6 protein-coding genes and 2 rRNA genes (1 of these 8 running past the window's edge) are annotated in these 12500 nt (G+C 59.8%); 4 read left to right on the top strand and 4 right to left on the bottom strand.

Annotation, left to right across the window (positions count from 1 at the left end; all coding sequences use genetic code 11):
* The 3 genes from ASF66_RS08135 to ASF66_RS08145 form a co-directional block, all read left to right on the top strand.
* Window positions 1-616: immunoglobulin-like domain-containing protein (locus ASF66_RS08135; RefSeq protein WP_177331294.1), on the top strand; the 616-nt coding region annotated here is incomplete at its 5' end.
* The gene (locus ASF66_RS08140) at window positions 571-6369 is read left to right on the top strand and encodes an immunoglobulin-like domain-containing protein (RefSeq protein ID WP_056843485.1); all 5799 of its coding nucleotides are present in this window, start codon (window positions 571-573) and stop codon (window positions 6367-6369) included. The genes ASF66_RS08135 and ASF66_RS08140, both read left to right, overlap by 46 nt.
* Before the next feature lie 123 nt (window positions 6370-6492).
* Window positions 6493-6831 carry a hypothetical protein gene (locus tag ASF66_RS08145; RefSeq protein ID WP_049858986.1) on the top strand — a complete coding sequence of 113 codons (339 nt, stop codon included), beginning with the start codon at window positions 6493-6495 and terminating at the stop codon, window positions 6829-6831.
* Between the two features lie 73 nt (window positions 6832-6904).
* Here ASF66_RS08145 and lapD read toward each other — a convergent pair whose 3' ends face one another.
* Together lapD and lapG are read right to left on the bottom strand one after the other, a co-directional pair.
* A complete protein-coding gene (gene lapD, locus ASF66_RS08150; protein WP_056843486.1) occupies window positions 6905-8857 on the bottom strand; it encodes a cyclic di-GMP receptor LapD in 1953 nt (650 codons plus the stop codon).
* Window positions 8858-8868: 11 nt separating this feature from the next.
* A complete protein-coding gene (gene lapG, locus ASF66_RS08155; RefSeq protein WP_236707079.1) occupies window positions 8869-9549 on the bottom strand; it encodes a cysteine protease LapG in 681 nt (226 codons plus the stop codon).
* A gap of 241 nt (window positions 9550-9790) precedes the next feature.
* Here lapG and ASF66_RS08160 point away from each other — a divergent pair, with 241 nt between their 5' ends.
* A complete protein-coding gene (locus tag ASF66_RS08160) occupies window positions 9791-10495 on the top strand; it encodes a GntR family transcriptional regulator (protein ID WP_056843487.1) in 705 nt (234 codons plus the stop codon).
* 49 nt (window positions 10496-10544) lie between these two features.
* Here ASF66_RS08160 and rrf read toward each other — a convergent pair.
* Both rrf and ASF66_RS08170 read right to left on the bottom strand, forming a co-directional pair.
* Window positions 10545-10660: ribosomal RNA gene (gene rrf / locus ASF66_RS08165) — 5S ribosomal RNA — on the bottom strand.
* Window positions 10661-10784: 124 nt separating this feature from the next.
* Window positions 10785-12500 (bottom strand): 23S ribosomal RNA (locus tag ASF66_RS08170); it runs 1178 nt beyond the window's last position.

The raw sequence follows: 12500 nt of genomic DNA on the forward strand, positions 1-12500 counted from the left end.
CGACAGCGTCAGCACTAGCATCACCGGCGTGACCGGCGGCAACTACGAGCAACTGGCTCCAAACACCACCCCAGTCGTGACCCAGGTCAGCGACAGCAACGACGTCACCAACGTCGTACTGACCGCACARACGCCAGCAGGCGGCGTGGCTGAAAACGGCACCATCGTCTACACCGCCACCGTCGGCGCACCTGTCACTGAATCGCCGGTGGTCGTGACCCTGTCGAACAACCAGACCATCACCATTCCGGTAGGTCAGACGTCGGGCWCKGTGTCSTACGTCGTCGGCAACGACGTGTACAAAGGCGCYGACAGCGTCAGCACYGCCATCACYGGCGTGACCGGCGGCAACTACGAACAACTGGCTCCAAACACCACCCCAGTCGTGACCCAGGTCAGCGACAGCAATGACGTCACCAACGTCGTACTGACCGCACAGACGCCAGCAGGCGGCGTGGCTGAGAACGGCACCATCGTCTACACCGCCACCGTCGGCGCACCTGTCACTGAATCGCCGGTGGTCGTGACCCTGTCGAACAACCAGACCATCACCATTCCGGTAGGTCAGACGTGTACAAAGGCGCCGACAGCGTCAGCACGGCCATCACCGGCGTGACCGGCGGCAACTACGAGCAACTGGCCCCGAACACCACCCCGGTCGTGACCCAGGTCAGCGATGTGATCGATGTCACCACCATCAGCCTCAGCGGCGCTGCGTCGGTGACCGAAGGTGAATCGGCGAACTACACGTTGACCCTGAGCAATCCGACCAATGTCGATACGAAGGTCACCCTGAACCTGAGCTACGGTGGCAGCGCGACAGGTGCCGACTATCGGGGCACGGACACCATCACCGTGACCATCAAGGCGGGGGAAACCAGCGCCAACTTCCAACTGCCCATCGTCGATGACGCCCTGGTCGAAGGCCGCGAGAACGTCGTAGTCACCATCGCCAATCCAACCGGCAGCAACTTTGAAAGCCTGGTGGTCAACCCGCAGGCCGCCAGTGTCAACACCGTCATCATCGACAACGATGCGCCGGTGGTGGGCGACAATGGCGACAACAAGGGCGTGGCTGGCAACAAGCTCAGCGGCACCGAAGACAATGCCGTGGCCCTGGACTGGGCTTCGTTCAACGTCCAGCCAACTGCCAACCCCACCCTCGACCTGGGCATCAAGTTCACCAGCCTGCCGGCGAACGGCAACCTGCAGTTCAACGACGGCAGCGGTTGGAAAAACCTCACCCAAGCAGATCTGGGCACTACCTTCAGCAAAGCCGACATCGATGCCGGCAAGCTGCAGTTCGTCCCAGTAGCCGACGAGTCGGGTAGCGATGCCTATAAAAACGCCGGTACCGGTGACCAGCACAGCGACTACGCCAGCTTCACCTTCACCCCGACGGTCGATGCGCTGGTGGGCAAGCCTGGCACGGTCACCATCGATATCAAGCCGGTAGCCGATGCCCCGATCCTGAGCCTGACACCGGACTACGTCGTTCCGACCGGTCTGATCAAGTACACCTACACGGGTCTGAAAGGTCTGGGCACCAATGGTGAAGGCGCTGATCCAGCACTGATCAAGTCCACCATCGAAGCCGCCAACCGGCCTCAGGGCGTGGTCATCTCCAATGTGGGCGACACCAGTGTCGTCCAGGGCACCGGTACCAAGGTGACCGGCCTGATCTTCCTCGAAGCTGGCAAGACCTACACCTTCAGCGGCAAGGCCGACGACGGTCTGCTATTCAACGTCGGCGGCAAGGACTTGGCCACCGCGCATTGGGGACCAGGCTCTTCCCCTAACGCGGGTGTTTTCAGCGTCACCTTCAAGCCTACGGAAACCGGCTATTACAGCCTCGACCTGTATCACCACAACCAGAATGGCCCTGGCAACTACACCCTGAACCTGTCGGTCGACCAAGGCCCAGCCACTGCGATCGGTAAGAGCGGAGCGCTGCTGTACACCGACATCGCCGACCTGGTGAACCAAGGTATCAAGGTCACTCCGCACGTCGACGGCAACGGCGATGGTTACTACGCCGGTTACGAACTGAACCACGGTGCCGAAAACACCGCGATCCAGTTGAGCACCATCAACGTCACCTTCGGCGACACGCGTGATGGCTCCGAACTGCACGTGTTGCAGATCAGCGGTATCCCAGCAGGTGCAGAGCTGCGTGATGGCGCCGGCCATAGCTACGTTTCCACGGCTGGTGGCACCGGCACGGCTGATATCACCAAATGGGATCTGAAAACACTGACCATCACGCCGCCGACCGATTTCAACGGCACGCTGGCGCTGACCGTCAAGGCCACCGCCACCGAGAACGCTGACCCGGCCAACCCTGCGTCGGTCACCCAGAAGCTCAACGTCATCGTCGACGCCGTGAACGACGCGCCCGTGGTCGCCATGGATGAACGTGTCGTCTTCAACGAAGGCTCCGCACAAGCTGTTCATCTGGTCACAGGCCTGAGCATCAGCGACAAGGACAACACCGTTGGCGATCAACTGCAAAGCGCGAAGATCGTCATCCATAACACCATGGCCGGTGACACCTTGAGCTCGGCCTTCGCAACCGGCAACGGCACCACCACTCAAGGCATTGCCTACAAGGTCGCAGGCGTGGGCAGCGATGGCACCATGACCATCACTCTGGAAGGTGCCGCAAGTCGTGCTACCTATCAGGACGTGATCAGTTCGATCATGTTCAAGGCAACCGGCGAGCACCCGGAAAGCACCGTGCGCCAAGTTTCGGTCGAAGTGACCGATACCGGCGTGCAGGGCAATGGTGCAAACGCTGCGACCTCGGTCGTGGCCAACAGCGTGATGATGGTCAAGCCCGCCGTGGTCGTGACTCTGTCGGCCGACCCACAGGCCTTCGAAGGCGGTGTGATCAAGTACACCGCCACCCTGACCGACCTGCACGGCAATGCCGTCAACGCTCAGGACACCATTCGGGTCGACATCGGCAACGGCGCGAGCATCAGCATCGCCAAGGGCGCATCGGCAAACTCGACTACGGTCCAAGCACCCGCGGACGACGTGTACAAGGACGCCGATTCGGTCAGCCGTACCATCCAGAACGTAAGCGGTGGCGGCAACGTCACGCTGGTCCCGAGCACCACGCCGGTCAATGTGCTGGTCAACGACACCATCGACGCTACCAAGGTCAGCTTGAGCGCCACATCGGCAGTCAACGACGGCGGCGTCATCACCTACACTGCCACCCTCGACCACGCGGCCGACAAGGCCGTGAAGCTGCTGCTGTCGAACGGTCAGACCATCGAGATCGCGGCCAAGGCTACACAAGGTTCCGTTAATTACACGGTGGCCAACGATGCTTCGCGTGCCGGTATGATCACGGTCGCCGTCACCGGTATCGCCAACGCCGCCGATGGCAAGCCGATCGATGGCAACTTCGAAAAACTCCTGTACCAGGATGCGTCGGCCAGCACCACCGTGACCGGCCCACAGACCACCATCGGTATCACCGGTGCCGAGCGGATCATCGAAGGCCAGTCGGCCATCTACACCCTGACCCTCAGCCACGAGACCAAGAGCCCGGTCACCGTCACCCTGAGCTATTCGGGCAAGGCGGCCAATGGTGCCGACTTCCAGGGCCAGACCACCGTGGTCATCAACGCCGACAAGTCGTCTGCGACCTTCCCCATCAGCGCCCTGAGCGATCAGTTGCGTGAGGGAACCGAACAACTGGTCGTGACCATCGACTCGGTCACCGGCGGCAACTTCCAGAGCCTGACGCCAGACCCGGCCCACGCCAGTGTTGCCATCAACATCATCGACAACACCCTGGTGGCCGACACCGCCACGGTCGATGAAGGCGCCACCCTGAACGGCAACGTGCTGACCAATGATCGCGACGGTGACAACAGCCTGACCGTGGCCAAGTTCACCGTCGGCGGCACCAGCTATGCCATGGACGCCAGCGGCCATGCCACGGCTCAGGTCTTCGCCGCAGTCGACAAGCCATCGGTAGCCGTCGGCAATCTGACCATCGCTGCCGATGGCAGCTACACCTACACGCCGGCCAAGGGTTACGAGCACTGGAGCGGCACCGTGCCAACGGTCAGCTACACCACCAATACCGGTGCGGTCAGTACCCTGGACATCACCGTGGCGCCAGTCAGTGATACGCCGCTGCTGAACGTTGCCAACCCAACTTCGTGGACACTGTCCGGCGACGCCAACACCGTCACCAGCGGCCAGGTCAGCCAATTAGGCGAAGCGTGGAAGACCCACAACGCCAACAACTACATCGAGGTCAATCCGTACAGCGTCTACAACGGCACCTCCAGCAGCACCAAGGTGATCGAGCTGGAAAGCGACGTGGGCGCCCCTAGCGACCTGTATACCGTCGTAGCCAACGCCAAGGCCGGTTCGCTGTACACCCTGGACTTCGACTACTCGCCACGCAAAGGGCATGAGGCCGATTCCGACATCAGGGTCATGTGGGGTGACAAGGTGGTTGCCGTGATCAACGGCACCACCGTTGGCATGGTGCACTACAGCCTGCAATTGCCGGTGGACAGCACCGCCAGCAAGACCTTGACCTTCGCTTCGGTGGACAAGAACTCGTTCGGTGGGTTGCTGGACAACATTACGCTGTCCACCACCGGCAACACCGGTGTAGCTGGCAAGGCGATCGCGCTGTCCGAGATCACTTCGCAGCTGGTCGACCGTGACGGTTCCGAAACCCTGACCACGACCATTTCCAACATCCAGGCCGGTGCCACCCTCAGTGACGGCACCAACAGCTTCACCGCCAGCAGCACCGCCCAGGTTGCGGATGTCAGCAAGTGGGACCTGTCCGCCTTGACGCTGACCACTGCAGCCAATGCGCCTGTCGGTGACATCAACCTGAAAGTCAACGCCAGCGCCAAGGACGGTACCGCCGTCGCTGCAGCAGCCGCGGAACAGACCCTGACCGTGCACGTTGTAGCGGCCAAACAGAGCTACAGCGTCATCACCGGCAACGCCGGCACCGAGACGCTGGATGGCACTACCGGGCGCGACATCATCGTCGGCGACGTGACACCGACCCAGACGCAGAACGGCGCCAGCTATAACATCGCCTATATCCTGGATCGCTCCAACAGCATGAAGGACACGCTGGCCAGCGCGAAGGACTCGATCGCCAGCGCCATCCAGCAACTCTCGCAGAATCTGGGCGGCGGCACGGTCAAGGTGACCATCGTCGACTTCGGTACCGATGCCCAGCAAGGCACTACGCTGACGCTCAAGGCGAACATGTCGTTGGACGCGATCAAAACAGGTCTTGGCCTCAATGCGATCACCGCCAATGGTGGTACCAACTACGAAGCTGCGTTCTTCAAAGCGGCAACGTGGTTCGACGGCACTGAAGCGACCAGCAACACCAAGGCGGTCAAACTCAGCTACCTGATCACCGATGGCGAGCCCAACTACTATCTGGACAGCGCCAATAATCGCCAAGGCGATGGTCGCACCACCAACAGCACCGTGGTCGAGGGTTCTGCCGAAGGCTTTGCGGCCCTGGCCAAGGTATCGACCGTGGAGGCGATCGGTGTCGGTGACAACTCCAACAGCGCCACTGTCGCGACTTTGCAGAAGTTCGACAGCGATGGTGTAGTTCAAAGCAAGATCGACGTCACAGACATCGCAGCAGCCTTGAAGAACAGCCTCATCACCGCCGGTGGCGACACCATCAACGGCGGCGAAGGCCACGACATCCTGTTCGGCGACACCATCTCGTTCACCAAGGCGGGCGTGACCACCGAGGGTACGGCAGCCCTGACCGAGTACGTGAAATCGGTCACCAACGCAAGCTCCGTCACCTCCGAGCAGGTACACGACTACATCACCAAGCACGCCAGCGACTTCAACGTCGGCCCTGCCAGCTCCGAGGGCCAGGCCGGTCTGTTCACCGTCGCCAAGGGGGGCAATGACTTCCTCAACGGCGGTGATGGCGACGACATCATCTACGGCCAGCGTGGCGATGACACCCTGCGTGGCGGTGCCGGCAACGACGTGCTCTTCGGTGGTGCCGGCAAGGATACGTTCGTGTGGAAAAGCGGTGACGTGGGTACCGACACCATCAAGGACTTCAGCCATGCCGAAGGCGACAAACTGGATCTGTCCGACCTGTTGCCATCGGATGCCGAAACCAACCTGGCGAATTACCTGAAGCTGAGCACCGACACGGCCGGCAACTCGACCCTGCAGATCAGCACCAAAGGTGACATGACGTCGGCTTCGGCCACCGTCACGCCGGATGTCACCATCAAGGTCGACAATGCGCACTGGGGCAGCGGTACCGATGCCATCAAGTCGCTGATCTCCGGTGGCGACCTGCTGGTCAAGCACCACGATTGATGCCATCGGCAGCCGGCCCCAACAGGTCGGCCGCCGTCAGCATCCATAGTGTCGGAATCCGTGTAATCTCTGCCGAGGCTGCATTGCAGTCTCGGCAGGTTTTTTTTCGATGGGAGCGCTTCGATGTTCTATGTACAACGCGATCGACAAGGTGCATTGATCCGTGTGGAGGCGGCACCCTATGCCGAAGCCACGGAAACCCTGCCGGCCGATCACCACGAGATCCAGGCGTGGTACGCCAACGATGTGGTCGAAACCAGCCTGAAACAGCTCAAGCAGAGCGACCTGGACATGATCCGGGTACTCGACGACCTGATCCAGGTACTGACCAGCAAAGGCATCATTCGGGTGACCGACCTGCCAGCGGCGGCCCAGGCCAAGCTCAAGGATCGTTCCAGCGCGCGGGTGGCGCTGGGTGGTTTGAACCAGCTGATCAACGACGACGAAACCGGCCTGATCTGAAGCCCTCTTCCCTCCTCACCACCGCGCCTGCAAGGGCACGGTCAGAAGCTGAACGAAGGCCTGTGCGGCAGACCTAGCCTGCCTGCCAGGGCCGCGGTTCGCCCACCAGCTGGCCCTGCACACCGGCAATCCCCATCTCGCGAATCACCTGCAACTCCCCTTCCGTTTCGACCCGCTCGGCAATCAGCGGCAAGTCGATGCTGTGCGCCGCCCGCTGAATGGCCTCGATGAACAGCCGCTTGTGGCTTTCCTGATCGATCGCGCGAATGTAGCTGCCGTCGATCTTCAGGTAGCCAAGGCCCAGATGGGCCAAGTTGCCGATCATGCTGAAACGCCCGCCGAAGCGCTGCAGGCTCAGGCTGTAGCCCAGGCTGCGCAGACGTCGCGTGAACTGCTCCAGCACGCTCTGCTCGGGGATCTGCTCCTCGCCGATTTCCAGGATCAGACGCGGGCCCAGGGACGGATACTGCGCCAGTCTTTCGAACAGCGCTTCCAACGCCTGCGGATCACTCAAGGTCGCCGCAGACAGGTTCAACGCGAGCGTGGCGTCGTGCTTGCGCAGATGCTCCAGTACGAGCTCCAGCATCAGCCGATCCAACCGCGCGGACCAGCCGAAACGCTCCAGCCACGGCAGAAACCGTCCCGCTGCCACAGCCTGGCCCTGCTCGTCGATCAGCCGTGATAGCACCTTGTGGTGAAGCACCTGCTGGGTGTCCGCGCTACTCACCACCGGTTGGAAGTACAGCTGGAAGCGGCGCTGGCTCAGAGCTTCATCGAGCAGGGTATGCCAGGCGTGGTGATCATTTTCCACCGTCGCCAGCGCCCGGTGCTCCAGACACACCCAGCAACTGTCCCCTGGCCCCTCGGCTTGCGCCAGGGCTTCGTCCGCCAGCTTGAGCAAGGCGTGCGGGTCATCACCCGGGGTGTACGGTGCGAGCCCCAAATGGGCCACTGGCAGCAGATCGGTGGCGCCGGTCTGGGCCAGGCTGCGCAGGTTCGCATCGAGCGCCTGTGCGAGCTGCTGGGCCTCCTCGCGCACCATGCCCGGTGCCAGGATGGAAAACTCGCCACCACGGCTGCGGGTGATCAGGTTCTGCGTCTCGGGGTAACCTGCACAGGTGCGAATCAACTGCTGACTCACCGCCTGCAGCAACTGGTCGGTCCGCTGCCCGCCCAAGCGTTGGTTGAGGCCTGCCAGATCGTTGATACGCAACAGCACCAGATACCCGGCGCTGGCCTCTTCCAGATTACTGACGCGGGTGTGCAATTGCATCTCGAAGTAGCGTCGGTTGGCCAGTCCGGTCAGGCTGTCCTGGTACGACTCGATACGCAGCCTCTCACTGCGTACGGTTTGCTCGTGAAACAGCGCCTTGAGCTTTTCCACCATCTGGTTCATGGCCTGCACCACGCGTCGCAGCTCGGGAGTGCGGGGCAGATCGGGCAGGCTGAGGAACTCCCGGCGAGCAATGGCGTGCGACTGCTCGACCATGTAGTCCAGCGGTTTGAGTTGGCGACGCAGCAGCAGTGCGCCCAACGCGGCACTCACAGCACCGCACAGCAACAACCAGCCCAGACTGCCCAATGCGCCCTGCCACAGCTTGGCCACAGCGAACATGGGGTGACTTACCACCTCCACCCGAGCCGCCTGCTCCCAGCCACGGCTGACGATTGCGTCACCACCCGCCGGGGCCAGATTGATCATCTTCACGAACCAGGCCGGCACACCACTGCCATCCGGCTCTGCAGCTCGCTCGACGATGACGCTGTCATCCGCCAGATTGACCACACGAATGCTGGCGTAATAACCGCTGTCGAAGATCGAGCTGACCATCAGTTCGACCATCGCCGGGTCATCGATGTTGGGCGTGAGCGACAACGCCAGCGCCGTAGCCGCGTCCTGGGCGTGCGAACGCAGCTGATTGACGTACTGAGTGCGCGAGCTCTCAAGGCTGACCATGAAGCTGCCAGTGAAAGCCACCACCAGAAACAGACATATCGCGATCAACAGCTGTTTGAACAGAGACATCGTTGCTCCACTTAATGATCCGGGCTTTCCGGAAAGCCTTCTGCGGCCATTTTCTTCAGCACGTCCTGCCAACGCGACAGGCGTTTGGTATCCCCTACCTTCCTGTTGCCGCCCGCGCCGGTGAGCCACAACCCCTCACCGTTGAAGGCATACACAGGCAGCAGGTCCTGACGCTGGCTGGCAGGCAGGATAGGGTCCATCAGGCTGTCCAGTACCAGTGGCATGGCAGTCGGTGTGGCGTAATAGGTGAGCACCATATGCGCGCGGTTCTGTCGCAAGGCCTTGACGTAGGTGATGCGCAGCTTGTCGGCAGCGACGCCCAGATGACGCAGGCTGAAATACTTGGCGATCGCATAGTCCTCGCAGTCGCCAGCGCCCTTGAGCAGCGACTGCACCGGCGTTGCCCAGTAATCCACCTCATTCCACAGATCGAGGTCCTCCCGATACCGCAGCTGATGATTGAAGAACTGGTTCACCACTTCCAACTGCTCGCTTTCGCTCAGTGGCTTCTGGGTGGCCAGCAATCGCTGCCACGCATCGATACGCTGCGCGCCCTCACCCAAGGGTCCATACAAACTCTCGGCACGGCGACTGATCTGATTGAAATCCCAATCGGCACGAAGCCCACCCAGCAAGGTACCCGCCAGGGCCAAGGCAATCGCGAGACAGCGCACCGTCTGTAGGTACTTCAACCGTGTAACCAACGTGTTCGATCCGCCGGGGACGCATTGCAGCCCACCATGGTGCGGGGGCGCTGAATAAAAAACAATGGCACGATGAAATCACTTTCGCGAGGTTCTGGGCAGTCTTTTCGTCGCCCCAACGTTGCCCTTCGTCTGGCTGACGGCATCCCAGGCGGTTATTCAAAAGCGCCGCCTTTCAATGTGTAACTGGTTGCGTCAGGATGTCGCAAAATAACAGAGGCTGTTTGGCGTGACTGAAAAAACCACTGTGCTGGCCAGCATTCTGGGCAGTGAACAGGTGCCTGCGCATCTGGCGCGCTCGGTGATCGAAGAAAAGGTTCGTGCAGCGATCTACGATGGACGCCTGCCCTGCGGCATGGCCATCCGGCAGCAGGAACTGGCTACACTGTTCGGCGTCAGCCGTATGCCGGTGCGCGAAGCCTTGCGTCAGCTTGAGGCACAGGGTCTATTGAAGGTCGTGCATCACAAAGGCGCTGTGGTGGCTCCACTGGTCAATCATGACTCAGTGGAAACCTATGCCTTGCGCATGCTGCTGGAATGCGAGGCCCTGCGCCTGTCGATTCCGTTTCTGGAGGAATCTGACTTTGCTTATGCCCAGGACTGTATCGAACGCCTGGAGCTAACTGGCGACTACGTCGAGATCAGTCAACTCAACCGCGCCTTCCACTACACGCTGTACAAACGCGCTGACAATCGTCGGCTGTTGCAGTTGGTAGACGAGGGGTTGATTGAAGAGGAGCGCTTCCTGCGCTTCAACCTGGAAGCCATGGGTTTGCGCAAATTGGCACAGGATGACCATCGACAGCTGCTCGAAGCTGCTCGGCAACGTGATATCCCTCTTGCAACCCAGTTGCTGCGAGAGCATCTGCAACGCGGCGTCGATGCCATTACCCGCTATCTGGCGAATGCCCAAGGGCAGGATCAGCAAAGCTGAAAAGCAAAAACCCCTGTCTGCGTCAGCAGACAGGGGTTTTCTTATTCAATCTTGACGATGACCTACTCTCACATGGGGAAACCCCACACTACCATCGGCGATGCATCGTTTCACTRCTGAGTTCGGGATGGGATCAGGTGGTTCCAATGCTCTATGGTCGTCAAGAAATTCCGTGTGCCGGGCTGGCATGGCCAGCCTCAGCGAAATATTGGGACTTCTACTTATAGACAAAACCCCTACCTGCTTGCGCAGATAGGGGTTTCTTCGACRCAAATTGCTTGGGTGTTATATGGTCAAGYCTCACGGGCAATTAGTATGGGTTAGCTCAACGCCTCACAGCGCTTACACACCCCACCTATCAACGTCGTAGTCTTCGACGGCCCTTCAGGGAACTCAAGGTTCCAGTGAGATCTCATCTTGAGGCAAGTTTCCCGCTTAGATGCTTTCAGCGGTTATCTTTTCCGAACATAGCTACCCGGCAATGCCACTGGCGTGACAACCGGAACACCAGAGGTTCGTCCACTCCGGTCCTCTCGTACTAGGAGCAGCCCCTCTCAAATCTCAAACGTCCACGGCAGATAGGGACCGAACTGTCTCACGACGTTCTAAACCCAGCTCGCGTACCACTTTAAATGGCGAACAGCCATACCCTTGGGACCGGCTTCAGCCCCAGGATGTGATGAGCCGACATCGAGGTGCCAAACACCGCCGTCGATATGAACTCTTGGGCGGTATCAGCCTGTTATCCCCGGAGTACCTTTTATCCGTTGAGCGATGGCCCTTCCATACAGAACCACCGGATCACTAAGACCTACTTTCGTACCTGCTCGACGTGTCTGTCTCGCAGTCAAGCGCGCTTTTGCCTTTATACTCTACGACCGATTTCCGACCGGTCTGAGCGCACCTTCGTACTCCTCCGTTACTCTTTAGGAGGAGACCGCCCCAGTCAAACTACCCACCATACACTGTCCTCGATCCGGATRACGGACCTGAGTTAGAACCTCAAAGTTGCCAGGGTGGTATTTCAAGGATGGCTCCACGCAGACTGGCGTCCACGCTTCAAAGCCTCCCACCTATCCTACACAAGCAAATTCAAAGTCCAGTGCAAAGCTATAGTAAAGGTTCACGGGGTCTTTCCGTCTAGCCGCGGATACACTGCATCTTCACAGCGATTTCAATTTCACTGAGTCTCGGGTGGAGACAGCGCCGCCATCGTTACGCCATTCGTGCAGGTCGGAACTTACCCGACAAGGAATTTCGCTACCTTAGGACCGTTATAGTTACGGCCGCCGTTTACCGGGGCTTCGATCAAGAGCTTCGCTTGCGCTAACCCCATCAATTAACCTTCCGGCACCGGGCAGGCGTCACACCCTATACGTCCACTTTCGTGTTTGCAGAGTGCTGTGTTTTTAATAAACAGTCGCAGCGGCCTGGTATCTTCGACCGGCATGAGCTTACGGAGCAAGTCCTTCACCCTCACCGGCGCACCTTCTCCCGAAGTTACGGTGCCATTTTGCCTAGTTCCTTCACCCGAGTTCTCTCAAGCGCCTTGGTATTCTCTACCCAACCACCTGTGTCGGTTTGGGGTACGGTTCCTGGTTACCTGAAGCTTAGAAGCTTTTCTTGGAAGCATGGCATCAACCACTTCGTCGTCTAAAAGACAACTCGTCATCAGCTCTCGGCCTTGAGATCCCGGATTTACCTAAGATCYCAGCCTACCACCTTAAACTTGGACAACCAACGCCAAGCTGGCCTAGCCTTCTCCGTCCCTCCATCGCAATAACCAGAAGTACAGGAATATTAACCTGTTTTCCATCGACTACGCTTTTCAGCCTCGCCTTAGGGACCGACTAACCCTGCGTCGATTAACGTTGCGCAGGAAACCTTGGTCTTTCGGCGTGGGTGTTTTTCACACCCATTGTCGTTACTCATGTCAGCATTCGCACTTCTGATACCTCCAGCAAGCTTCTCAACTCACCTTCACAGGCTTACAGAACGCTCCTCT

This window comes from Pseudomonas sp. Leaf129, assembly GCF_001423465.1.
Classification (GTDB): domain Bacteria; phylum Pseudomonadota; class Gammaproteobacteria; order Pseudomonadales; family Pseudomonadaceae; genus Aquipseudomonas; species Aquipseudomonas coleopterorum.

Bases quoted from the DNA above. Each gene is read 5' to 3' on its own strand.
- ASF66_RS08145 (WP_049858986.1), top strand. From the start codon at position 6,493: ATGTTCTATGTACAACGCGATCGACAAGGTGCATTGATCCGTGTGGAG.
- lapD (WP_056843486.1), bottom strand. From the start codon at position 8,857: ATGTCTCTGTTCAAACAGCTGTTGATCGCGATATGTCTGTTTCTGGTG.